The 22,870-nt window shown below is 71.2% G+C and carries 21 protein-coding genes; 13 read left to right on the forward strand and 8 right to left on the reverse strand.

Annotated features, from left to right (window positions below; all coding sequences use genetic code 11):
- Positions 1 to 7 precede the first annotated feature (7 nt).
- The gene (locus O7553_RS00385) at positions 8 to 1,759 is read left to right on the forward strand and encodes an NAD-binding protein (RefSeq protein ID WP_281552935.1); all 1,752 of its coding nucleotides are present in this window, start codon (positions 8 to 10) and stop codon (positions 1,757 to 1,759) included.
- A gap of 47 nt (positions 1,760 to 1,806) precedes the next feature.
- Here O7553_RS00385 and O7553_RS00390 read toward each other — a convergent pair whose 3' ends face one another.
- Positions 1,807 to 3,027: a DUF4032 domain-containing protein gene (locus tag O7553_RS00390; protein WP_281552936.1), complete on the reverse strand. Its 1,221-nt coding sequence runs from the start codon at positions 3,025 to 3,027 to the stop codon at positions 1,807 to 1,809.
- Between the two features lie 150 nt (positions 3,028 to 3,177).
- Between O7553_RS00390 and O7553_RS00395 the strand changes: the two genes are divergently transcribed.
- From O7553_RS00395 to O7553_RS00410, 4 genes are all read left to right on the forward strand, one after another.
- The gene (locus O7553_RS00395; RefSeq protein WP_281552937.1) at positions 3,178 to 3,948 is read left to right on the forward strand and encodes a phosphatase PAP2 family protein; all 771 of its coding nucleotides are present in this window, start codon (positions 3,178 to 3,180) and stop codon (positions 3,946 to 3,948) included.
- A gap of 551 nt (positions 3,949 to 4,499) precedes the next feature.
- Positions 4,500 to 5,051, forward strand: coding sequence for an HD domain-containing protein (locus O7553_RS00400; RefSeq protein WP_281552938.1), 552 nt, complete (start codon positions 4,500 to 4,502; stop codon positions 5,049 to 5,051).
- A gap of 733 nt (positions 5,052 to 5,784) precedes the next feature.
- On the forward strand, positions 5,785 to 6,576 hold the full coding sequence (locus tag O7553_RS00405; RefSeq protein WP_281552939.1) for a nucleotidyltransferase domain-containing protein: 792 nt from the start codon (positions 5,785 to 5,787) through the stop codon (positions 6,574 to 6,576).
- Positions 6,577 to 6,916: 340 nt separating this feature from the next.
- Positions 6,917 to 8,305 (forward strand): IS1380 family transposase, encoded by a 1,389-nt coding sequence (locus tag O7553_RS00410; RefSeq protein WP_281550678.1) that lies wholly within the window; start codon positions 6,917 to 6,919, stop codon positions 8,303 to 8,305.
- 1,220 nt (positions 8,306 to 9,525) lie between these two features.
- Here O7553_RS00410 and O7553_RS00415 read toward each other — a convergent pair.
- Together O7553_RS00415 and O7553_RS00420 are read right to left on the reverse strand one after the other, a co-directional pair.
- The gene (locus O7553_RS00415) at positions 9,526 to 9,996 is read right to left on the reverse strand and encodes an NUDIX domain-containing protein (protein ID WP_281552940.1); all 471 of its coding nucleotides are present in this window, start codon (positions 9,994 to 9,996) and stop codon (positions 9,526 to 9,528) included.
- A 5-nt stretch (positions 9,997 to 10,001) separates the two neighbouring features.
- Positions 10,002 to 10,760 (reverse strand): XRE family transcriptional regulator, encoded by a 759-nt coding sequence (locus O7553_RS00420; protein WP_281552941.1) that lies wholly within the window; start codon positions 10,758 to 10,760, stop codon positions 10,002 to 10,004.
- Positions 10,761 to 11,230: 470 nt separating this feature from the next.
- On the opposite strand from O7553_RS00420, the gene O7553_RS00425 reads away from it, so the two are divergent.
- Together O7553_RS00425 and O7553_RS00430 are read left to right on the forward strand one after the other, a co-directional pair.
- A complete protein-coding gene (locus O7553_RS00425) occupies positions 11,231 to 11,443 on the forward strand; it encodes a hypothetical protein (RefSeq protein WP_281555817.1) in 213 nt (70 codons plus the stop codon).
- 20 nt (positions 11,444 to 11,463) lie between these two features.
- Entirely contained in the window at positions 11,464 to 11,721 is a 258-nt protein-coding gene (locus tag O7553_RS00430) for a hypothetical protein (RefSeq protein ID WP_281552942.1), read from the forward strand.
- Positions 11,722 to 11,728: 7 nt separating this feature from the next.
- Here O7553_RS00430 and nagA read toward each other — a convergent pair whose 3' ends face one another.
- Genes nagA through O7553_RS00445 form a run of 3 tightly spaced genes read right to left on the reverse strand, consistent with a single transcriptional unit; the run spans position 11,729 to position 14,777 of the window.
- Complete coding sequence (gene nagA, locus O7553_RS00435; protein WP_281552943.1) at positions 11,729 to 12,865, reverse strand: N-acetylglucosamine-6-phosphate deacetylase; 1,137 nt, start codon at positions 12,863 to 12,865, stop codon at positions 11,729 to 11,731.
- Complete coding sequence (locus O7553_RS00440; RefSeq protein WP_281552944.1) at positions 12,862 to 13,848, reverse strand: ROK family protein; 987 nt, start codon at positions 13,846 to 13,848, stop codon at positions 12,862 to 12,864. Before O7553_RS00440 ends, nagA begins: the two co-directional genes overlap by 4 nt.
- Positions 13,845 to 14,777 carry a sugar isomerase gene (locus O7553_RS00445; RefSeq protein WP_281552945.1) on the reverse strand — a complete coding sequence of 311 codons (933 nt, stop codon included), beginning with the start codon at positions 14,775 to 14,777 and terminating at the stop codon, positions 13,845 to 13,847. The genes O7553_RS00440 and O7553_RS00445 overlap by 4 nt, the downstream gene beginning before the upstream one ends.
- 251 nt (positions 14,778 to 15,028) lie before the next feature.
- On the opposite strand from O7553_RS00445, the gene O7553_RS00450 reads away from it, so the two are divergent.
- From O7553_RS00450 to O7553_RS00465, 4 genes are all read left to right on the forward strand, one after another.
- Positions 15,029 to 15,814, forward strand: coding sequence for a DeoR/GlpR family DNA-binding transcription regulator (locus O7553_RS00450; RefSeq protein WP_281552946.1), 786 nt, complete (start codon positions 15,029 to 15,031; stop codon positions 15,812 to 15,814).
- Positions 15,815 to 15,874: 60 nt separating this feature from the next.
- Positions 15,875 to 16,903, forward strand: coding sequence for an ATP-binding cassette domain-containing protein (locus O7553_RS00455; RefSeq protein ID WP_281552947.1), 1,029 nt, complete (start codon positions 15,875 to 15,877; stop codon positions 16,901 to 16,903).
- On the forward strand, positions 16,900 to 17,910 hold the full coding sequence (locus O7553_RS00460) for an ABC transporter permease (RefSeq protein ID WP_281552948.1): 1,011 nt from the start codon (positions 16,900 to 16,902) through the stop codon (positions 17,908 to 17,910). Before O7553_RS00455 ends, O7553_RS00460 begins: the two co-directional genes overlap by 4 nt.
- A gap of 95 nt (positions 17,911 to 18,005) precedes the next feature.
- Positions 18,006 to 18,488 carry a DUF3263 domain-containing protein gene (locus O7553_RS00465; RefSeq protein WP_281552949.1) on the forward strand — a complete coding sequence of 161 codons (483 nt, stop codon included), beginning with the start codon at positions 18,006 to 18,008 and terminating at the stop codon, positions 18,486 to 18,488.
- A 59-nt stretch (positions 18,489 to 18,547) separates the two neighbouring features.
- Here the strand turns inward: O7553_RS00465 and O7553_RS00470 are convergent, their stop codons facing one another.
- Positions 18,548 to 18,760 (reverse strand): hypothetical protein, encoded by a 213-nt coding sequence (locus O7553_RS00470; protein ID WP_281552950.1) that lies wholly within the window; start codon positions 18,758 to 18,760, stop codon positions 18,548 to 18,550.
- Positions 18,761 to 18,912: 152 nt separating this feature from the next.
- On the opposite strand from O7553_RS00470, the gene O7553_RS00475 reads away from it, so the two are divergent.
- Complete coding sequence (locus tag O7553_RS00475) at positions 18,913 to 19,788, forward strand: protein phosphatase 2C domain-containing protein (RefSeq protein ID WP_281555818.1); 876 nt, start codon at positions 18,913 to 18,915, stop codon at positions 19,786 to 19,788.
- 203 nt (positions 19,789 to 19,991) lie between these two features.
- On the forward strand, positions 19,992 to 20,513 hold the full coding sequence (locus tag O7553_RS00480) for a GNAT family N-acetyltransferase (RefSeq protein ID WP_281555819.1): 522 nt from the start codon (positions 19,992 to 19,994) through the stop codon (positions 20,511 to 20,513).
- Positions 20,514 to 20,583: 70 nt separating this feature from the next.
- Here the strand turns inward: O7553_RS00480 and O7553_RS00485 are convergent, their stop codons facing one another.
- Positions 20,584 to 22,824: an AAA family ATPase gene (locus O7553_RS00485; protein WP_281552951.1), complete on the reverse strand. Its 2,241-nt coding sequence runs from the start codon at positions 22,822 to 22,824 to the stop codon at positions 20,584 to 20,586.
- Between the last annotated feature and the right edge of the window lie 46 nt (positions 22,825 to 22,870).

Here is a 22,870-nt window from a genome sequence, read left to right on the forward strand (position 1 = left end):
CCGGACCATGGCTGTCGACCCGTGGCGTGACCGCGCCCGCCGCGCCGTCGGCGGTCGGCTGCGCAGCAACGGCGACAACCAGCCGCACTACGTCGTCTGCGGACACGACCCGCTGGCCTATCGGCTGGTCGGCGAGCTGGTAGCGGCGGCCGCCACAGTGACGGTCATCGTGCCGACCCGGCCCCGACCGGACGGTCCGGACATGCGGTCGATCAAAGGCATCCGGCTGCTGCGGGCCGACCGGCTGACCGAGCAGACGTTCCGCAGCGCCGGGCTGGCCGGCGCGCGCGGCCTGGCGCTGCTCAACCAGGACGACGTCGGCAACATCAACGCCGCGCTGTGCGCCCAGGAGGTCGAGCCAGACCTGCGGGTGGTGATGCGGATGTTCAACACCCGGCTGGGCAGCCGGGTGAAGCGGCTGTTCGTCGACTGCGAGGTGTTGTCCGACGCGTCGATGGCGGCACCCGCCTTTGTCGCGGCCGCCCTCGGGGTGGTTTCGCCGACCCACTTCCGCCACGGCGGCCGGACGCTGCACGTGGCGCAGCGCGACGAGGTCCGCCCCGAGCACGTCATCTGCGGGCTGGCCGACCTGAGCGACGCCGGCCGCCCCCGGGTGCTGCCGGCCGACCAGCACACCGCCGATCTGGTGCTGGCCGAGGCTGCCGGCAGCCAGCTGGCGCCGGTCCGGGCGGCCCGGCGGATCATCCGCGCCCGCCAGCGCGCCCGGCTGTGGCGGGATCCGGTGCGGGCGTTGCGGTCCTTCGCCACCCGCAAGATCGGGATGGCCACGCTCGGCGTACTGGCGGTGGTGGTGGTCTTCGGCATGCTGCTGTCACGTGCCGAGGGGGTGAGCGTCGCCGAGGCGGTCTACCTGACCGTGGTGATGACGCTCAGCGGAGCCGATCCGGACCTGGGCAAGTCGGCAGCCGTACAGGTGATGCAGGTGGTGCTCAGCCTGGCCGGGCTGGCGTTGATCCCGCTGCTCACCGCCGCCGTGGTGGACGGTCTGGTGAACGCCCGGCTGGCGATAGCCGACCGGCAGACCCGGCCGGAGCGGGCTGGGCACGTGGTGGTCGTCGGGCTCGGCAACGTCGGCACCCGGGTGATGTGGCAGCTGCACGACCTCGGCGTCGAGGTGGTCGGGGTCGACAAGGACCCGGACGCGCGGGGCGTGCCGGTCGCGCGGGAGCTGGACATACCGTTGATCATCGGCGACGGCTCCCAGGAGGAGACGCTGCGCGCCGCCTCGGTGGCGACCTGCCGGGCGCTGGTGATCGTCTCCACCGACGACGTGACGAACCTGCAGGCGGCGCTGTACGCCCGGGAGATCCACAGCGACGTGCACGTCGTGCTGCGGCTGTTCGACGGCGATTTCGCCAGCCGGATCCAGCGCACCTTCAACATTGGTATCTCGCGCAGCGTGTCGTACCTGGCGGCGCCGGCGTTCGCCGCCGCGCTGATGGACCGGGAGGTGATCGCCACCATTCCGGTGGCCCGGCACGTGCTGCTGGTCGCCGAGGTGATCGTCGCCGCCGGGTCGGCGCTGGACGGCGGGTCGCTCGCCGCCGCCGGCGACAATCCGGGCGTACGGGTGATTGCGTTCGCGCAGTTCGGCGAGCCTGGTCCGGTGTGGCTGCCGGCGTCGGGTTTCCGGCTGCGGGCCCGGGACCGGATCACCGTGGTGGCCCGCCGGTCCGGGCTGAGTTGGCTGCTCAAGCAGGCCTCGGAGCCGGTCGACGAGGCCGAGCCGGCGACCTGAACCGGGTCGGCGATCCGGGCCTACCCGCTGGATCCCGGCCGGGCCGGTCAGGCGACCGGCACCTCGGCGCCGAGTACCGCCTGCTCGTCGGGGTAGTGCACCAGCACGTCCGCCAGGAACGACTGGACCGCCGGGGCCAGCCCGACGTCCCGGCCGGCCTCCTCGGACAGCCGCCACCGGTGTTCGATGACCTGGGCGAACAGCTCCGACGGCTCGACCTTGCGGCGTAGGTGGGCCGGGACCGCCCGGACCACCGGCTCGAAAACCTCGGTCAGCCAGCGGTGCGCCGCCTGCTGCTCGTCGGTCAGGTCGCTCTCCGCCCGGTGCGCATCGAGGTCGTTGAGCAGCCGGCGGGCCTGGTTCTCCTCGGCGTCGAGGCCGGTCAGCCGCAGCAGCCGCCGACTGTGGTAGCCGGCGTCGACCACCTTTGGCCGGACCAGGTAGGAGCCGCGGTCGACGACCGACATCGCCACCTCGGCGACGTCGAAGCCGAGCTCGTTGAGCCGTCGGATCCGCCGTTCGATGTCGTGCCGGGACTCCCGTTCGATGTGCTGCTCGTAGGTGATCTCATGCCACAGCCGTTCGTAGCGGGCGACGACCTCGTCGGCGACCGTCTCCGGGTCGATCGACTCGTGCAGCAGGCCGGCGGCCTGCAGGTCGAGGGCCTCACCGAAGATGTTCACCCGGGCGATCTCCAGGTCCTCGCCGCGTTGCCCGTTGGACAGGCCCGGCCGCAGTGCGCCGGTCTCGGCGTCGACCAGGTACGCGGCGAACGCACCGGCGTCGCGGCGGAACAGCGTGTTGGACAGTGAGCAGTCACCCCAGAAAAAGCCGGTCAGGTGCATCCTGACGATCAGCGCGGCGAGCGCGTCGAGCAGTCGGGCCAGGGTCTCCGGGCGCAGCTGGTTGGAGAACAGCGCCCGGTACGGCAGCGAGAACTGCAGATGCCGGGTGATCAGCACCGGGTCGAGCGGTTCGCCGTCGGCGTCGGTGCGGTCGGCGACGATCGCCACCGCTTCGACGGCCGGGAAGTCGATGCGCTCCAGGGCGCGCAGCAGGTCGTACTCGCGTTCGGCGACCCGTTCGCCGGTCTCCTTCACGGCGTAGACGGTGCCGGCGAGTTTGACGAACCGGACGACGTGCCGGGAGATGCCCTGCGGCAGCGCCACCAGGTGGTCGGCAGGCCACTGCTCCAGCGGTGTCGACCAGGGCAGGTCGAGCAGCGCCGGGTCCACAAGGGCCGAGGTGATCCGCACGGGATCAAGCATGACGGGTACGACGCCCGGATGCCGCCTGCCGTGGCTCGGCTAACACTGTTGATTTGATCCATATTCAGCGTCTTCGTGGTGGTCCCGCCGTCAAGCTGTCGCCGCACCGACACGACATCGTCACCGCACCGGTTCGGTAACCTGGCCGGCGTGCCCGAGCCGACCGCTACCCGCCCGTCCGCGCCGCCGGCCGACGCGCCGCGGCGACCCGGGCCGACGCCGGCCGGCTGGTGGTTCGACGCGGTGCTGCTGGCCGCGCTGGCCGGGCTGACCGGGGCGCTCGCCGCCGGGGTGTTCCTCGACACCGACCTGGCGGTACGCGACTGGGTCGACGCGCACCGGCCGCCGGTGGCCTACTGGGTGGCCCGGGTGCTCAACTTCTTCGGCCAGGGCGGCTGGCTGCTGATCCCGGTCTCCACCGTGCTGGCGCTCTGGCTGGCCCGGCGGGTCCGTTCGGTGCGTCCGCTGCTGCCGGTGCTCGGCGCGGTGGTGGCGACCTACCTCAGCGTCGGCGCGATGAAGGTGCTGCTGCCCCGGGGCTATCCGCACGACTTCGACGACCCGTTCCCGGAGCGGTTGTTCACCGAGGCGACCCCGGCGATGGCGTACCCGTCCGGGCACGTGACCAACGCGATCGTCTGGTACGCGGTGATCGCCCTGCTGATCACCGGTCTGCTGCGGTCGTACGGCCGGCAGGTCCCGGCCCGGCGGCCGTTCCCCGGCTACCTGGCGCTGCGCTTGCTGCCGGCGACGGTCCTGTTCTGCAGCACGGTCTACCTCGGCTACCACTGGTTGACCGACTCGGTCGCCGGGCTGCTGCTCGGCTGGCTGCTGCTGCGCCTGCTGCAGCGGGTGCCGTGGGACACCGTACGGCTGCCATGGGTGCCCGGTGACCTGGACCGCCCCGCCGGGCTCTTCTAACCAGTAAACCCTCGCTGTTCGGTGCCGCGTCGAGTTGCGGGCTGCAAACCTGCCAGCTCAGCGACCCGGTCGTCAGCCCCGCCGGGACCTACGTACGCCCGTCCGGCTGGTAGGAGCCCTGTCGCCAGTTTCAGTTGCAGGTCGGACCTGGCTGCGCTAGAGTTCACTGTATATACCACCCGGTTTTCCCTAGAGGGGCCGGGTTTTTTTGATCGAGGCAGCAGGCGACTTGGCACCTCCATACCGGGTTTCCGGGTAGCCCGCTGCGGAGGACGAGCCAAGATCACCGTCTCGGGGTCTCCCTCTCTGCACCGCGAGAAGCGATAGGGGCATCCACCCCTCGGCCACGCCGCGCCCCGGCCGGCTGCCGGCCCCAACACCACACATTCCGCAACGCTGACGGTCGGCGGCGGCCCGGTTGGTGTCCGCTGTCCGCGCCAGCCGCCGGGCGTGTTGCGTGGCCGGAGCGGAGCGGCAGCGGACTGCAGGCCGAGCGCCCAGGCGGCGGCGCGTGCGGCCCGCTTCGCTAGGGACGCCGTACGCTCTCGGGTATGTCGGGGCTGGTGGCGCGAGCGGCTGAGCTTGCCGAGGAACAGTTAGCTGCTGCTCTGCCTCGGCGTTGGCGTCATGTGCAGGCCGTTGCCAGGAAGGCCGGCGAGGTCAGTCACGTCCTGGACCCGACGGACGCTGAGGTTCTCGTCGCTGCCGCGTGGCTGCACGATGTCGGGTACGCACCCGGGGTGGCCGATACCGGCCTGCACGCTCTTGACGGCGGGCGGTGGCTACGTCGTGTCGGGGTATCCGACCGCGTGGCCGCTCTGGTGGCTCACCACTCGTGCGCACTGTTCGAGGCGGAGGAACGCGGCCTCCGGGACGAGTTGGCCGCTGAGTTCCCGCAGGAACAGTCGCTGACCGCTGATGCCCTCTGGTACGCGGACATGACGACCGGCCCGGACGGACACGACGTCGCCGTTGCGGACCGGCTGGCGGAGATCGAGCAACGCTATGGCCCGGATCACCTGGTCACCAGATTCTGGGTACGGGCCAGACCGACACTGCTGGAAGCCGTCGAGCGCACCACGGGTCGGCTCGCGGTGTCCTAACCGATGTACGGCTTCGAACGCCCCTCGTAGCCGTGATCGACGCGCAGTCGCATGGAGGGATGGGTCGCTGCTGGGCCCTGGGCAAGCTCGACGGACGGCTGTCCTGACCACCGTTGCCGTCAAGGTGTCCCGCCGTGTCTGTGCTGGAGCCCCCGGCCGGGCTCGAACCGGCGACATCTCGCTTACGCGCTCTGCGCGCTTCGCCCGGCAGGGTCCGTCCGCGTCGGCGAATTCGGGTCACGGTCCGTGCCCGGCCGCCGACGGCTGTCCTTCGTCCGGGCACGTTGCTGTCACCGTTGCTGTCGAACCGACCTCCTGGTAGCGGGCTCACCGCGCTGCCTCCGCCGCTGGCGACCGGCCAAGGCAACGGAAGACGTTTACGGGCGACGGATCGGTTACCCCACGGCGGTAACAGGGCTGGTCACAGCGGCGGCTGGCCTCATTGCGGCTGTCGCGACGCTCACCGCGCCCCTCATCGCCTGACTACGTGGGGGCAGTCGGTGGCGCTCGCCTACCCCCACATCGTCGCAGCAAGACTGCTCCAACTCGCGTCCGGCGCGCCCGGCGGTTTGGGACGTGTCAACGACAGGGACGCTGCCGTACTCAAGCGGCCCTGTGGAGGAGGGCCAGCGCTTGATGTGCACCGTCAAGCACAGCCGGACGCTCGGCCATACGAGCGGAGGAAGGCGTCTGCCCGTATCAGGTTGTCGGTGCAGGTCGTTAGGCTCCTGTTATGACCCCGTCGCTCGTGCCGTTGGACCAGGCCACGACTAGTACCAGGCAACCGCCTCAGGACGTCATCGCGCGGGCCATGGCAGCGGTACGAGGGCCGTTCGTTGCTGTTGCCCTGTACGGAAGCCAGGCACGGGGCACCGCCCGGACAGACAGCGACATCGATGTCCTCCAAGTGGTGCGAACACGTCCCGGTAAGTACTCCGACGGGGACGTCAACGTGACTGCATACAACATCAACACCTTGAAGGAGATGTCAAAGCAGGGCAGCCTCTTCATGCTCCACCTGCTCACTGACGGCTACATCCTGAGCGACCCCGATGGGACACTCGGGGAGATTTTTGCCAGTTATCAGTATCCTCCGCACTTCCGGAAGGCGATTGCTGAGTTGGCTGCCGCCGGGCGGGCGCTGACCGTTACGGATGCATCGCTCCACGCGGTCGGCCTGCGAAAGCTCGGGATCTACGTCGCTAGGACGGCTTGCTACGCCGTCCTAGCCGAGAGGGGGCAGCCGGAGTTTGACCCTGACATAGTTGCTAAAACCCTGGGCATTCCTTCAATGAGCCGTGCTCTGGAAATGCGGCTCGTTCCGCCACGTCCCGATGACCTGATCGCTCTTTATCAGGCCATCAGCGACTTGCTGGGTGAACTTCCCTCGGCAAATACCACGCTGGATTCCCTCGCTGTCTCCCTGTTTCCTGAGTTTCCCTACGCCTCCACCTTGATGACACAAGTGCTCGCCGGCCCAGAAGAGGGATTCGAATACACTGCGCTGGCTGTACCGCCGATATGAACCATAAACTAATGGTGGTTGGTGATGTTCACGGCTCGTATGAGCAGCTTGCGAGACTACTCGACTCGCGGTTTTCGGCCGGGCGACGCTTGGTTTTCGTAGGCGACCTCATTGATCGTGGGCCTCGCACCTCAAATGTCCTTGATTTGGTAGCCCGCTTGGTAGCGGAGTGGCCACTTGGCGTTTCAGTTCTACGCGGCAATCATGAGCAGGCGCTCTTAGCCTCGATCCACCGATGAAGGTCGGACCGGCAGGACCCCGGCTATAGAAAGTGCCCTCTGAACTGGAAGGATAGGAGTTCTGACGCTTCTATCGCTCGGTTCGAGAGGGCACCTCGCAGGTGAGAATACGCCAGGACGCGCCGGTGGTGCGCGCGACGTTCGACGATCCGAATCTGGTGTCGTGTGCCGGTCTCGTTCCGGTGATGCGCCTGGCCGAGCAGGCCGGTCTGCATGACGCGGTCGCCGACCGGGTGCGGCTGCCGACGGACAAGGGCGCGAACCCCGCCGGGAAGGTCGCCACGGTCGTGGCGGGGATGCTCGCGGGCGCGGACAGCATCGACGACCTCGACATCGCCCGGCACGGTGGCATGCGGTCGCTGTTCGGCAGCGTGTACGCGCCGTCGACGCTCGGGTCGTTCCTGCGTACGTTCACCCACGGGCACGTACGGCAGTTACAGGCCGCCGCCCGCGACACCCTGATCGGTCTGACCGGCCGGGCACCGATCCTGACCGGCGCCGACACCCTGTGCTTCGTGGACATCGACTCCATGCTGCGGCGGGTGTACGGCAAGCAGAAGCAGGGCATCGGGTTCGGCCACGCCAAGGTCGGCGGCTACAACGTCTACCTGCGCGGCTACAACCCCCTGGTCGCGACGCTGTCCACCCCGCTGTCCGCGCCGGTGATCGCCGCCACGAGGCTGCGGTCGGGTAACGCCGGCTCGTCCCGGGGCGCCGCCACCATGATCGCCGAGGCCATCACGACCGCCCGGGCATGCGGCGCTTCGGGGGAGATCATGGTGCGAGCGGACTCGGCGTTCTACGCCAAGACGGTGATCAGCGGCTGCCGGCGTCGTGGCGTGCGGTCCTCGGTCACCTGCCGCATCGACCCGAAGATCCGCGCCGCGTGCGACGGCATCGCCGCCGACCAGTGGGTCGACATCACCTATCCGCAGGCCGTCCGGGACGAAGACGCCGGCCGGTGGATCTCCGACGCGCAGATCGCCGAAACCACGTACACCGCGTTCGCCGGCACCCGACACGAGGCGACCGCCCGGCTGATCGTGCGCCGCGTCCGCCGCGACGACCCGCAACAGATCCCCGGCCAGGACGAACTCCTACCGACCTACCGGTACCACGCCGTGTTCACCGACAGCCCGTACACCCTCGTACAGGCCGAAGCCCAGCACCGGCAACACGCGATCATCGAGCAGGTCAACGCCGACCTGATCGCCGGCCCCCTCGCCCACCTGCCCTCCGGACACTTCAGCGCCAACGACGCCTGGCTGACCTGCGCCGCGATCACGCACAACCTCACCCGCGCCGCCGGACACCTCGCCGCGGGCACCTGGTCGACCGCCAGACCCGCCACCATCCGGACCCGGATCATCACCGTCGCAGCCCGCCTCGCCCACCGGGCCCGCACCATCCACCTACACCTGCCCGAGTACTGGCCCTGGCAGGCGGCGTTCGACAACCTGTTCACCGCCGTCCAGCCGGCACCCGGCTGACCACACCCCACCAGCCGAAACCAGGCGGCCCGACCACAGGCCACAATCCCGTTCCACCCCGAACACTCACCCTCGGAGCAAGCCGATCACGTGATCGGCGACTCCCTCACGCCCGCCGCACCACCCAATACAGAAATGATCAACCAACATTCCGCGGCAACCGCGTCGGTGGATCGAGGCTGAGACGTGGACGCCTAACGTCGCCGGCGGTGCAGCTCGGATCGACTTCCTACTTCCCTCCTTCGAGCTGGCTGTCGAGATCAAGCGGGCGCGGCCAAGCATGACGGCTCGCAGTCTGGGCGACGAGCTGATTGTGGATCGGGACCGGTACAAGACAGAGCAGCGCGCCAAGCATCTAATCTGCCTTGTCTTCGACTATGACGGAATCCTACCCGGCCCCCGTGGACTAGAGGCGGACCTGAGCCGAGAATCAACGGTCGAAGGGCTGGCGGTAACGGTGAGAATCTTCGACCGCTGACTTTCTCATCCCGTCCGCCGTCGACCCGCCCTCCTGGGGAGCGGGCCTCCGCCCGGCCCGCCACGTCAAGACGGCCTTGACGGCTCGTACGGACGCTGGCGGGTCGGGCGGTGGTCTGCTCGGCTTGCCCGGGTCGATGGCGGGCGGGATGGCTCGCGCAACCACTCACGGACCGCGAGCCGCCGACGATCTTTCCCATCCCGGAGCTGACAGAGCGCCCCCGCCGGAGGCGCAGTAACCGCAACCCCCGCACGCGGCCGGCACCCTGCCGACGCGCCCGGCGTGCGCTCCACCACGCCGTGCGCCTGCCCGACCCGATCCCGGCCGGCTGCCGGCACAACCCCTGAACTTCTCTCCCACCTCGGCCACCCATTCGGCGGCGACCCGTTGGGCATCCCGCTTTCCGCGCCAGCCGCCGGGCGTGTTGCGTGGGCCGTAGTGGAGCGCCAGCGGAACGGAGGCCACGCGTCCAGGCGGCGGCGCGTGCGGCCCGCTTCGCGGGCCGCCTTGAAGACGTACAGAAAGTTCTCACAGCACCGCCGGCAGCCGGCCGGCACCGGGCGCGTATAAGCCTGGCGGGGACGTCTAGGGACGCCGTACGCTCCGGGTATGTCGGGGCTGGTGGCGCGAGCGGCTGAGCTTGCCGAGGAACGGTTAGCGGCGGCTCTGCCTCGGCGTTGGCGTCATGTGCAGGCCGTTGCCTGGAAGCCGTCGGGCGGACCACGGATCGGCTCGCGGTGTCCTAACCGATGTACGGCTTCGAACGCCCCTCGTAGCCGTGATCGATGCGCAGCCGCATGGACGGATGGATCGTCAGCGTGCTCAGCTCATCCTGGGCAACCCACCGAACTTCGGACGACTCGTCGCTCGTGGTGGGTTCGCCGGACAGGTACCGGGCGCGGAAGCAGATGGAGAACTGCTGCCGTACTTCGCCATCGCTGTACTCGATGACATGGTTCGGGTTGGTGTAGAGGCCGACGATCTCGGTCACCTCGATGTCAACCCCGGCTTCCTCCTTGGTCTCACGCACGGCTGTCTCGGCGATGTACTCGCCGAAGTCCTGCGCCCCGCCCGGTAGCGCCCACAGGTCGTTGTCTGTCCGGCGTACCAGGAGAACGCGGTCGTCCGCGTCGAGGACGAAGGCGGTCACAGCGACAACGATCGAGTTCGGTCGGGGGGCGTCCGGGTTGTTGAAGTGCTCGGTCCTGGCCACGGCTCCTAGCCTGCCACTTGCGGGGGCCAGATCGGTGCGGCGCTGGACCAGACGCGGTCGAAGCTGTCGGCGTAGGTGTCGAACAGGTCGCCTCCGGAGAGTCGCCGGAGGTGGAAGACCGGGGCATGTGCGGCGGGGAACCCGTAGGCGTGCGTGTTGACAAGCATCTCGTTGTCAAACCGGTAGATCGAGTTGTAGAGGGTCGTGCTGTGGAACCGGGCATGTACACCTGGCACGTCCTGGAGCTGATTGTAGAAGGCCATCACGTTGCGCACCTTGCCCGCTATTGCGTCGCCGATCCCCTCCTCGGCTCCTCGCTGGGCCACGGCCTCCGACTCCGGGTTGCCGAGGAGTAGTCGGACGTCGACACCGGCTAGCGCCCTTTCTTTGAGGTCTCGGATCAGGGTAGGCACCAGTTCCGGTAGGAACAGGCCGGCGTAGACGAGAATGCCGATTCGTTCGCTGGACTGCTCGATCAGTCGCCGCCACAGGTCGTACGGCACGGCGGACCGGCGGGAGTAGACGTGCACGACCTCGGATTCCGCCACCCGTGCGACGCGCTCGGGTGATGCGGCGTTGGGCCAGAGGTACGACTCACGCTCTTTCAGCAGGCCGGCGATGGCGTGTCGGTGTCGTGGGTAGGGGACACGGTTGAGCGTTATCCACCGCTCGGCCGTCTTGGGGCTGACTCCGACACGTTCAGCCAAACTCAGCGGTGTCAGGCCGGCGTTCAGGACGGCTTCCCGTAGACGGTCGTTCGCCATGACTACCCCTTCGCAACCCTTCGAGGGACGACTTTATCCTAACCAGGACGTCCCTAGACGTGCAAAGTGCGTTGTGACGCCGTGGCTTCCCCTCCGGCGAGAGTGGACCTCGTCAGCGAGCAGTCGTCCGCAAGGGTTGCGCGTTGGACAGGAGGTCCGTGCTCACTCGGTCCTCGGCGCGAACCTGAGTGGATCGACACCTACGAGAAGACGAGGTGGTCATGATCCTCACGCCAACCCAACCCATCTGGAAGTCTCGATGCTAGGCGTCGGCGCGTTCGTCGGGGCGGCGCTGCTCGGCTTCTGCGCGGGGCTGTGGTCGTTCCGAGTGAAGTCCAGATGGTGCCCCAGCTGCGGATGCGCCACCTGGCCGATGGAGCGAGGCGCCGACGGCGTGGAAAGGCCATGTGGCGACGGGTGACCCGGTGAACAACCGGCTGCTCCGGACCCCGGAACCGAGCCCAGGAGATGTGTTGCTGATCGGGCGGGAGGCGAGCGTCCAGTTCGCCGACGACCGCGGCATCCGATTCCGGGTGATCGCGGTGGACCGGAAGTGGACGTACGACGGCTGGATCTGGCTCACCGGCTACGTGCTGGACCGCCACGGCAACGCCATGGAACGGCGCGAGATCTTCGTCCAGCGTCACGGACTCTACCGACTGCCCAAACGTGCCGCGACCTGACTGTTGACCAAGGAGAAGAAGTGATCATCGACGTACTACGGGACTGGTGGCTGCGCTGGCTCGACTGGCGCTCCGGCCGGTCCACGGCGTCCCTGCGACTGCGCGCCCTACGGCTGCGGCAGACGACATCCGCCCGGCACCGCCGACTCGACGGTAACCGTGGACACCACTGGCGTTCGGAGACCACCACCCTGCTGCCGACCCTGCGCCCCCTGATGACCTACGGCCAGCAAGTCGGCTATCGACTGCCGCCCGCCAGCATTCTGACCAGCCGGTGACCGTGGCTCACTGCCAGACGCCGGCGCGCATCACCCGGCGTACCCGCAGGTCGTCGTCGAGCTCGACCAGGTCGGCCCGGTGCCCGGGGGCGAGTGCGCCGACCGTGCCGGCCAGGCCGACCGTCGCCGCCGGGGTGGTGGCCGCCATCCGTACGGCGTCGACGATGTCGATGCCGGCGGCGACCGCCCGGCGCAGCGCCGCGTCCATGGTCAGCGTGCTGCCGGCGATCGACCCGTCGCGGGCCAGCCGGGCCACGGAGCCGGACACCGTCACCGCCTGCCTGCCGAGTTCGTACGCGCCGTCGGGCATGCCGGCGGCGGCCATCGCGTCGGTGACCAGCGCGGTCCGACCGGGGCCGCCGACCGACGTGGCGAAGGTGAGGGTGCCGTCGTGCAGGTGCACCCCGTCGGCGATCAGTTCACAGGTGACCCGGTCGTCGCCGAGCAGGGCGAACACCGGGCCGGGTTCGCGGTGGTGCGGTGGCCGCATGCCGTTGAACAGGTGCGTACCGGCGGTGGCGCCGGCGTCGATCGCCGCCCGGGTCTGGTCGTAGCCGGCGTCGGTGTGGCCGATCGCGGCGACCACCCCGGCGTCGACCAGCCGGGCGATCGCGGCCAGCGCGCCGGTCCGTTCCGGGGCCAGGGTGACCATCCGGATCACGCCGTCGCCGAGGTCGAGCAGCCCGGCCAGTTCGTCCGGCCCCGGGTCGCGCAGGTACGCCGGGTTCTGCGCCCCGCACCGTACGACCGACAGGTAGGGGCCCTCGAAGTGCAGTCCGGCGAGGGTGCCGTCGGCGACCAGCGGGGCGAACCGGGTGACGGCGTCGCGCATCAGCTCGACCGGCGAGCTGACCAGGCTGGCCAGCAGGCTTGTGGTGCCGTGGGCCAGGTGGAAGGCGGCGGCCCGCCGGGCCGAGTCGGGGTCGCCGGTGGTGAAGGTGTGTCCGCCGCCGCCGTGGTTGTGGATGTCGACGAAGCCCGGCACGATCCAGCCCGCCGCCGACGCAGCAGTCGACGCCGACGCCGACCCCCCGGGCCGGCCACCGCCGGTCGTCGCCACCTCGGTGATCGTGTCGCCGTCGATGGTCAGGCGGCCGTGCTCGCGTACCCCGTCGGGGGTGACCAGCCGGCCCTCGACCCTCATCGGGCGGCCCGATCGACCAGGTCCGCCGCGAGCAGGTCCGACGCGAGCAGCGCGGCACCGAGGCAGCCGGCCTCGTCGCCGAGCGCGGCCCGGACCAGCCGGGGCAGCCGGTGGAAGGTGGCCCGGCGGCGGACGGCGGCGTCCAGTGGGACGAGCAGCTGGTCGCCGGCCTCTGCCAGCCCGCCGCCCAGCACCACCAGTTCGGGGTCGAACATCGCCTGACCGATCAGCAGGCCGTCGGCGAGCGCGTCGACCGCATCGGCCCAGATCCGGCCGGCGGTCGGGTCGCCGGTGGCGGCCAGCCGGGCCACTTCGGCGGCGCCGCCGGTGCGGCGGCCGGCCCGGTCGGCGTACCGGCGGGTGATCGCCGACGCCGACGCGACCGCCTCCAGGCAGCCGGTCTGCCGGCAGCCGCAGGCCGGGCCGTCCGGGCGGACCACCACGTGGCCGAGTTCGCCGGCCGCGCCGTGCGCGCCGGGGTAGCCGGTGCCGTCGACGACGGCGGCGGCCGCTATGCCGGTGCCGATCGCCACGAACAGCACGTGCCGGCTGCCCTGGCCGGCGCCGATCCGGGCCTCGGCGACCCCGCCGGCCCGTACGTCGTGGCCGAGCGCCGTCGGCAGCCCGACCCGGGCGGCCACCAGGTCACGCAGCGGTACGTCGCGGAAGCCGACGTTGGCCGACCAGACCGCGACGCCGGCCGACTCGTTGACGACCCCGGGTACGGCTACGCCGACCGCGACCGGGGTGAGCCCGTCGGCGCGGGCGGTGTCGGCGAGCTGCCCGGCGAGGTCGCAGATGGTGTCGACGACGGCGGCCGGCCCCCGGGCCGCCGCGGTCGGTCGCCGCTCGGTGTGCCGTACCGCCTGGTCGGTCAGCCCGACCAGGGCGCTCTTGATGCCGGTGCCGCCGACGTCCAACGCGATGACGACCTCGTCGGACGGTCCGGGCGTTGACGGGCCGGCTCCGCCGGGCAGCGTCACGTCAGCACGACCGACCGGGTCAGGTGGCGCGGGTTGTCCGGGTCGAGCCCACGGCTGGCTGCGAGGGCCACCGCGAACCGTTGGGCGAGGATCAGGTCGGCCATCGGGTCGAGCGGGCGGCGTCCGGCGGCCCACCGGTCGAGGACGGCGTACACGCCGTTGGTCCGGCTGTGCACGAACGCCGCGCCCGTCGCCGCCACGTCGTCGGCCAGGTGGTCGGGGATCTCGCCGAACGCCCACACCATCCGGCCCGGCCCGGCGATCGCGATCGGCCCGTGCCGGTAGTCCATCGCCGGGTACGCCTCGGACCAGAAGACGGCGGCCTCGCGGCACTTCAGCGCCGCCTCGTGGGCCAGGCCGACGGTCCAGCCCCGGCCGAGGAAGGTGGCCTGGTCGATCAGTGCCGGGTCGATCGGCAGCCGGGCCCGGACGGCGACCTCGGCGTCGGCGGCGATCGCCGCCACGTCCGCGCCGAGGTGGGCCCGCAGCATCGCCAGCACGCTGGTGGCGAAGCGGGTCTGCACCACGGACCGTTCGTCGGCGTACGGCAGGGCGACGACGTGGCCGGCGAGCTGGGCGGCGGGGGAGCCGGGGTCGCCGACGAGGACCGTGGTGCGCTGCGGGTCGTCGACGGCGGCGAGCAGGTCGGTGATCTCGGTGGTGGTGCCGGAGCGGCTGATCGCGATGATCCGGTCGTAGTGTCGGCCGGTGGGGAACTCGGAGGCCTGGAAGGCGTCGGTCTCACCGTGGCCGGCGCGTTCCCGCAGCCCGGCGTACGCCATCGCCATGAACCAGGAGGTGCCGCAGCCGACCACGGCGACCCGCTCGCCGGTGCGGGGCAGCGCCCGGGCGGGGGTGTCGGCGGCCTGTGCGGCCGCCCGGCGCCAGCACTCCGGCTGGCTGGCGATCTCGGCGTCGACGTAGCTCATCGCGACACTCCTCGCTGACGACAAGCAGCGGTGCTCGTTCGGGCTCGAACTGGCACCTTTTCGCGCGTCATTGTGCGCGTTCTCGTGACCGGGTGGCAACAACCGGGCTGGGGTGATGCCCGATCGCGCAGCCAGAGGTTTTGCCTGGCGGGCGTTTCGCGCATTAGTGTGCAGCAAACTGGTCACGATCTGCGCAGCGAGGCGTGGTAAGCAGCGAGGCGCGGTAGCAGCGAAGCGTGGGAAGGGGCGGCATGGATCGGTACGCACGCTGGAACGCTCTGCTGGAACTGCTCACCGACAGCGGCCGGATCACCGTCGAGGACGCCGCCACCCGCCTCGACGTCTCCCAGGCCACCATTCGCCGCGACTTCGACCAGCTCGCCCAGCAACAGATGATCACCCGCACCCGGGGCGGGGCGGTCGCCAACGGCGTCTCCTACGACCTGCCGCTGCGCTACAAGACTGCCAAGCACTCGGCGGAGAAGCAGCGCATCGGCGCGGCCGCCGCCGCACTCGTCGAACCCGGCATGGTCGTCGGGCTCAACGGCGGCACCACCACCACCGAGGTGGCCCGCGCGCTCGCCGTACGCCCGGATCTGAACACCAGCGCGGACGGCGCCCAACTGACCGTGGTCACCAACGCGCTGAACATCGCCAACGAGCTGCTGGTCCGTTCCCGGATGAAGATCGTCGTCGCCGGCGGCGTGGTCCGACCGCAGTCGTTCGAACTGGTCGGACCGCTCGGCGGCGCGCTGCTGCGGGAGGTCACCCTGGACGTCGCGCTGCTCGGTGTCGACGCGATCGACCCGCAGCTCGGGGCCGCCGCCCACCACGAGGGCGAGGCGTCGATGAACGCGCTGATGGTGGCCCGCGCCAAACGGGTGGTGATCATCGCCGACGGGTCGAAGCTGGGCGGACACGCCTTCGCCCGGATCTGCCCGATCGACCGGGTGGAGACCCTGATCACCGACTCCGGCGCCGAGCCCGGCACGGTCGCCGCCTTCCGTGAACTCGGCGTGACGGTGGTCACCGCCTGAGCGGTCGGTCCCGTATGGTGTGTCCGGGTTTCGACGGCGGGCGCGCGGCGGAGGTGGCGGATGACGGCCGTACTGGAGATCTCCGGGCTGCGTAAGACCTACCGCAGCCGTCGACGTGGGATCCGGCATGCCGTCGACGGCTTCGACATGCGGGTCGAGGCCGGCCAGGTGCACGGCTTCCTGGGCCCGAACGGATCCGGCAAGACCACCACACTGCGTACCCTGCTCGGCCTGGTCGCGCCGAGCGGCGGCCGGATGGCGATCCTCGGCCAGCCGGTCCCGCAGCAGCTGCCGGCGGTGATCGGCCGGGTCGGCGCCATCGTGGAGAGTCCACAGTTTTTCCCGCACTTCACCGCCCGGGACACGCTGTCGCTGCTCGCTCAGGCCGGCGGCTTGGCGCCGCACCGGGTGCCGGCGGTGCTGGACCTCGTCGGCCTCGCCGACCGGGCCGGCGAGCGGGTCCGCACCTACTCGCTCGGCATGCGTCAACGGCTGGCCGTCGCGTCGGCGCTGCTCAAGGAACCGGCACTGCTGATCCTCGACGAGCCGGCCAACGGCCTGGACCCGGCCGGGATCCGGGAGATGCGCACCCTGATGCGTGACCTGGTCGCCGCCGGCACCACCGTGGTGCTGTCCAGCCACATTCTCGGCGAGATCCAGGTGATCTGCGACTCGGTGACGATCATCTCGCGGGGCCGCCGGGTCACCGCCGGACCGGTCGCCGAGGTGCTGGCCGCGCACTCCGCCGGCGGTCTGCGGGTACGCCTGGAGGCTGCCGCCGACCTGCCGGCCGCCGAGACGGCCCTGAGCGCCGTTGACGGCTCACCGGTCACTGTCACCCGGCACGCCGATCACCTGCTGGTGCACGGGGTCGACCAGCCGGCCCGAGTCACCCGTACTCTCGCCGCCGCCGGCCTGTACGTCAGCGAGCTGACCCCGGTCACCGCCGACCTGGAAAGTGTCTTCCTTCAGCTGACCTCCGAGGCCGACCGCACCGAGGCCGACCGCACCGAGGCCGACCGCACCGAGGCCGACCGCACCGAGGCCGACCTGACGGCCGACGCCGACCAGACGGGAGCCGGGCGATGAATCTGTACCGGGCCGAGCTGCGCCGCCTCGGCAAACGGCGCTTCGTCCGCTACCTGGTGGCCGCCGCGCTGCTGCTGCTGGTCGCGATCGCCGTCGGGACGTTCCTCGGCAACCAGAAGATCGGCCCGGCGGCGTACGCCGAAGCCGAGCGCACCGCCGCGGCCGAGTACCGGGCCGGGGTCGAATGGGCCGAGCAGTGGCGAGCCGAATGCGAGCGCAGCCAGAGCAGCGGCGCCGCCGATACGAACCGGTTTCCACCGAACTGCGCCGATATCGTGGCACCGACCCGGGACATGTACCCGGCCGAGCCGTACCTGCCGGCGACGTTCATCTACCACAGCGATTTTCCAGCCACCCTGTACGTCTTCGCGACCCTGTCCACCCTGGTCTTCTTCGCAGCCGGGGCGTCGTTCATCGGTGCCGAGTGGACCTCCGGCGCGATGATGAACCTGCTGCTGTGGCGGCCACGCCGGCTCCGTGTCCTGTTCACCAAGCTGGCCGCGCTGCTGACCGGCGTACTGGCGGTGACCGTGCCCGCCGTGCTGATGTGGACGGCGGCGCACTGGGCGACCGCCGTGTGGCGCGGTTCGACCGCCGAGATGACCGCCGGTGCCTGGCGGTCCGTCGCGTTGACTGAGCTACGGGTGGTGGTGCTGGTCGTCGCGGCGGCCACGGTCGGCTTCGGGCTGGCCGCGATCGGCCGGCACACCGCGTTGGCGCTCGGCGGCGTCCTCGCCGTACTGGTGCTGGGCCAGTCCGCGTTGAGTTTCCTCGCCGACGTGACCGACGCCACCTTCACAGAGGCGTGGGTGCTGCCGGTGTACTGGATCGCCTGGATGGACTCGTCGATCGAGCTGACCAGCTGGCAGGCGTGCGACGGGCAGCCCGGCTGCGTACCGCCGACCACGGAGCTGACCTGGCTGCACACCGGCGTGCTGATGGCGGCGGTGGTGCTGTTGGTGTTGGTTGTCGCGGCGTGGACGGTGCGCCGGCGCGACGTCAGCTGAGTCGGCTGGGCCAGCTGACGGCGTCGTCGCCGACACACCGCAACGGCGCAAACCGGCGGATGCGTACCCGTGGGGTCGGCGATTACCCTGGTGAGGTGCCGGCTGCTGACGAACCCCGGACCGGACCCGGCGCCGGGCCGGTCCCCCGGACGACGGCCGGCGTTCCCCGGCAACGCAGCGAGCCGGGCGGTTCCCGGGGCTCCGACGACGCCGGCACCGAGCCGCTCGACGACGCCGGCACCGAGCCGCTCGACGACGCCGGCCGCAACGCCGATGGGTCCGACGCCGGCACCGGACCGGGCGGTGCGGGCACCGTCAGCGGTACGCCTGCAGCCGGGCCGGCCGCGACCGGGCTGACCGAGCGTGAGCAGCGGGTTCTCGATTTCGAACGGCAGTGGTGGAAACACGCCGGTGCCAAGGAACAGTCGATCCGGGACACCTTTGGTCTCTCCGCCACCCGCTACTACCAGCTGCTCAACCAGTTACTGGACAACCCGGTCGCGCTGGCCGTCGAACCGGTGCTGGTGGCCCGGCTCCGCCGGCTGCGGGCGGCCAGGTCGCGGGCCCGGCGCGGCTGAGCCGGTCCGCCGGTGGCGGACCGGTCGGGATCGGCCGTCGGCCCGTCTGCGCGGGCCAGTCACTTCTCGTACATCTTGAGCCCGTTGCCGAGCGCGATGAACGTCGGTGCCCATTCGCCGACGAAGATGCCCCACCGGTCGGCCCGGTCGACGCCCGCCGCCTCGAACCGCTTGGAGAGTATCCAGCTGGTCAGCGAGATCCCGATGCTGACGATGCCGGCGACGTACATGTGTTCGGCCCGCAGGCCCTTTTCGTGCAGTTGACGCAACATCTGTGGTCCCCCCTGAGTCCCGGGCGCCGCTGTCACGTGCGCCGCGCGGCTCGCGATCCTCGACACCCACCTACCGGTCAAGCTACCGTCGGTGACGGACCGGATTCCGAGAGTTGGTGAGAGATGCTCAGGGTGATTCCCGGCCGACTCCGATGCCGGCGGTGACGAGCCGGTCGTCGGCCCCGCCGGCCGACCTGCCGACGATGCGGGTGGACGCCTGCTCGGTCGCCGCGCCCGGACAATCGGACAACGAGGACCATATCCTGCAGTACGGAGACCTGGTCGGAGTGCTGGACGGTGCCACCGCTCCCGCCGGCTTCGACACCGGCTGCAGCCACGGGCCGGCCTGGTACGTACGCCGGCTCGCCGCCCGGCTCGGGTTGGCCAGCGCCGCTACGCCGGCCGCCCCGCTGGCCGGGCTGCTCGCCGAGGCCATCCGGGCGGTCCGCGACGACCACGCGGCCAGCTGCGACGTGGACCACCCGGGAACCCCGTCGGCCACCGTGTGCCTGCTGCGCCGCTCCGGTGGACACCTGGACTACCTGGTGCTGTGCGACAGTCCACTGGTGTTCGAGGCGGCCGGGCAGGTCGGCGTGGTGTCCGACAACCGGTTGGCCGACACCATGGACAGACTGCGCGGACAGCACGATCCGCCGGCCACCGACGACCCACGGCACCGCTACCACCGGGCCGTACGGTGGCAGCGGCAGTGGATGAACCAGCCGGACGGCTACTGGGTGGCCGCCGCCGACCCGGCCGCGGCCGACCGGGCGCTCTGCGGCACCCTGCCACTGACCGGACCGGGCCGGATCACCCGGGCGGCGCTGCTCAGCGACGGGGCGACCCGGGCCGTCGAACGGTTCGGGCGGTACAGCTGGCCGCAGCTCATGGACCTGCTCGCCGAGGCCGGGCCAGCCGAGTTGATCCGCCAGGTACGGACGGCCGAGACCGCCGAGCCGGATCGGTCGATTGGTCACAAGCGGCACGACGACGCCACGGCGATATTTTGTTTGTTCGATACCGGGTGATCCGGCCCGTCGATGCGTACTGACCTGGGACAACAGCTGACGGGCGGGATCCGGGTCGCCGGCCCGCGGGTGACCGGTGTCACCGAGGCGGTTTGGGAAGCGCCGGTACTGAGCAACTATCCCGCTCAGGGGCCGGTAGCTGGGTAGACGGGAGGTGCGGAATGAGTAAGGCGGAGTCGGCACCGGCCTGGGAGACTACCGCCGTGCGGCACGACGTGCGGTTGACCCCGATGAGCGACGACCTGTTGGAGCCGTTGCTCTCTGCCGCCGTGGCCGAGGCCGAGCCGGGTGAGGTGATGCCGCCGGTGCCCGGCCCGGCCGGTTGGACCGCCGCCCGCCGGGACGCCTTCCGCACGTTCTACCGGTCCCACTTCGGCGGCGGGCAGTTCGGGCCCGCCGGCACCATCGTCTACGCGGTCACCGTCGGCGGGGACGTGGTCGGCGGCATCCGGCTCAGCCGGCTCGACACCCCTTCCGTCGTGGAGACCGGCATCTGGCTCGGCCGGTCCGCCCGTGGGCGGGGGGTCGGCTCCGCCGCGCTACGCGCGGTGCTGGACGAAGCGGTCCGGCTCGGTGCCCACCTGGTCATCGCCCGGACCACACCGGCCAACCGGTCGGCGATCAACCTGCTGCGGCGGTGCGGCGCGATCATCGGGGTCGAGCAGGGCCAGGTGCACGCCCGGTTCTGGCTGGACGAGGCGTTCACCACCGACCTGGCCGGCTGATCCGGGCGCGCTGATCCGGGTATGCCGGCGCGTCTGGCGCGCAACGGCACTTCAGGGGCGCGACGCGCCCCTACCGGGCGGACTGCTGTTCGGCGTACGCGGCCAGCCAGGCCACCTGCGCCGGGTCCAGCGACGGCCGGATCCGGTTCCGGGCCGCCGCGACGTGCGCGGCGGTCACCGATGACGCCTCCAACGACTCCCGCATCGCGGCCAGGGCCGACTCGCGGACCAGTGCGGCGCAGTCCGCCGCCGAGAACCCGTCCAACGACGCGGCGAGCTCGGTCAGGTCCACATCGTCGGCGAGCGGCACCGACTTCGCCGCCGCCTTGAGGATCTCGGTGCGCGCGGCACCGTCCGGCGGCGGTACGTACACCAACCGCTCCAGCCGGCCCGGCCGCAGCAGGGCCGGGTCGACCAGGTCCGGCCGATTCGTCGCACCGATCACCACGACGTTGCGCAGCGCCTCGACCCCGTCCAGTTCGGTGAGCAGCGCGGCGACCACCCGGTCGGTGGTGCCGCCGTCGGACGCCTGCCCGCGCACCGGGGCCAGGGCGTCCACCTCGTCCAGGAACACCAGGGTCGGCGCTGCCTCGCGGGCCCGGCGGAACAGTTCGCGGACCGCCCGTTCGCTCTCCCCGACCCACTTCGACAGCAGCTCGGCGCCCTTGACCGACAGCACGTTCGCCTTGCCGGTGCCGGCCAACGCGGTCACCAGGAACGTCTTGCCGCAGCCCGGCGGACCGTAGAGCAGCACCCCGCGTGGCGGCTGCACGCCCAACCGGGCGAAGGTGTCCGGGTAGGTCAACGGCCAGAGCACCGACTCGGTCAGCATCTGCTTGACCTCGGCCATGTCGCCGACGTCGTCCAGCGTCACCCGCGCCAGCTCCAGCGTGGACGTCGCCATCGAGGTGGGGCGGACCACCTCCAGCGCGGCCTCGAAGTCGGCGGCGGCCACCATCGGCGTCTCCGCCGACTTCTGCCGCAGCGCCGCCCGTACCCCGGCTTCGCGGGCCAGCGCAGCCAGGTCGGCGGCGACGAACCCGGGGGTACGCGCGGCGACGTCGTCGAGCCGGACGTCGTCCTCCAGCGGCATGCCCCGGGTCAGCACGGCCAACTGTTCCCGACGCATCGCGGCGTCCGGCAGCGGCACCGCGACCTGCACGGCGAGCAGGTCCGGGCCGCGCAGCCCGGGGTCCAGCGCCTCCGGGTGGCTGGTGGTGCAGACCACCGCCGCGCCGGCGGCCACCGTCTCGGCCAGCACCTGCCGGAACACGGTCGACAACGGACCCGGCTCGTCGCGGGGCGCGACCGCGTCCACGTCGGTGATCAGCAGCACTGCGGCGTCGCCACGGCGTACCGACTCGGCGGCCCGCCGCAGCCGCTGCGCCGCCGCGTCGTTGGTCGACGCGGCGAGCTCCGGCGCCCAGAGCGTCTCCACCCGGGCGTCCAGGTCGGCGGCGACCGCACGGACCAGCGCCGACTTGCCGGACCCGGCCGGTCCGCTGAGCAGTACGCCGAGCGAGACCGTGGTGCCCAGCCGGTCCAGCACCTCCCGATGGTGGAAGCCGAGGTCGAGCAGCTCGGTCAACTCGTGTGCCTGGGCCCGCAGGCCGGGCAGGTCGTCCAGGTTGGGTGCCGGCTCGTCGACGAAGTCCGGTGCCGGTGCCGGCGACACCGGCCCGGCCGGGCGGACCTCCTCCCCGGACGACCCGTGGGTGGCCGGCCCGTGCCGCCAGGCCACCACGGTGTCCATCGTGACCAGCACCGGGTCCCCGGTCCCGGCCGGGCCGGCCGGCTCGGCGTCGGCGACCGTCAGCAGGGTGCTGGTCCAGGCGTACCCGACGACGTTGGCCAGACTGCGCCGGGCCGCCTCCATCAGGCCACGGTGCGCCGAGTCGGAGAAGACGTCCTGCGGCAGCAGCGACACGTCATCACCGGCGGTGACCACCTTGCCGAGCAGGGCCAGCCGCAGCATCTCCGGGCTGACCACCGCGACGATCTCGACCGGTCCCTCCAGGGTCAGCCGGCGGGCGGCGACCTCGGGCGCCGGGGCCACGGTCACCTGACCGCCGTCGCGGACACCGAGGTTGCCCAGGGTCAGGTCGTCGGCGTACAGCAGAGCGCGGCTGGCGCCGGCCTCGGCGCGGGCCGCGACCCCGGCGGTGCTGCGTCGCCCGGTCAGCCGCACCGGCGTGCCGGCGGTGACGCCGAGCGCGGCCAGCACCTCCGGGTGCAGTCGGACGATGCCCCTGCGGGCGTCCAACGCGGCGGGCCGCAGGCTCGCGGTCAAGGTCAGTTCGGGGTCGGCCACCCGCCGAGCCTATCCACCGCCGCGGCTGAGAGGGTTCACAGCTGGC

The sequence above is a fragment of the Solwaraspora sp. WMMA2059 genome (assembly GCF_027497315.1).
Lineage (GTDB): Bacteria > Actinomycetota > Actinomycetes > Mycobacteriales > Micromonosporaceae > Micromonospora_E.

Bases quoted from the DNA above. Each gene is read 5' to 3' on its own strand.
- O7553_RS00385 (WP_281552935.1), top strand. From the start codon at position 8: ATGGCTGTCGACCCGTGGCGTGACCGCGCCCGCCGCGCCGTCGGCGGT.
- O7553_RS00390 (WP_281552936.1), bottom strand. From the start codon at position 3,027: ATGCTTGATCCCGTGCGGATCACCTCGGCCCTTGTGGACCCGGCGCTG.
- O7553_RS00400 (WP_281552938.1), top strand. From the start codon at position 4,500: ATGTCGGGGCTGGTGGCGCGAGCGGCTGAGCTTGCCGAGGAACAGTTA.
- O7553_RS00405 (WP_281552939.1), top strand. From the start codon at position 5,785: ATGACCCCGTCGCTCGTGCCGTTGGACCAGGCCACGACTAGTACCAGG.
- O7553_RS00420 (WP_281552941.1), bottom strand. From the start codon at position 10,760: ATGGCGAACGACCGTCTACGGGAAGCCGTCCTGAACGCCGGCCTGACA.
- nagA (WP_281552943.1), bottom strand. From the start codon at position 12,865: ATGAGGGTCGAGGGCCGGCTGGTCACCCCCGACGGGGTACGCGAGCAC.
- O7553_RS00445 (WP_281552945.1), bottom strand. From the start codon at position 14,777: ATGAGCTACGTCGACGCCGAGATCGCCAGCCAGCCGGAGTGCTGGCGC.
- O7553_RS00450 (WP_281552946.1), top strand. From the start codon at position 15,029: ATGGATCGGTACGCACGCTGGAACGCTCTGCTGGAACTGCTCACCGAC.
- O7553_RS00455 (WP_281552947.1), top strand. From the start codon at position 15,875: ATGACGGCCGTACTGGAGATCTCCGGGCTGCGTAAGACCTACCGCAGC.
- O7553_RS00460 (WP_281552948.1), top strand. From the start codon at position 16,900: ATGAATCTGTACCGGGCCGAGCTGCGCCGCCTCGGCAAACGGCGCTTC.
- O7553_RS00470 (WP_281552950.1), bottom strand. From the start codon at position 18,760: ATGTTGCGTCAACTGCACGAAAAGGGCCTGCGGGCCGAACACATGTAC.
- O7553_RS00475 (WP_281555818.1), top strand. From the start codon at position 18,913: ATGCCGGCGGTGACGAGCCGGTCGTCGGCCCCGCCGGCCGACCTGCCG.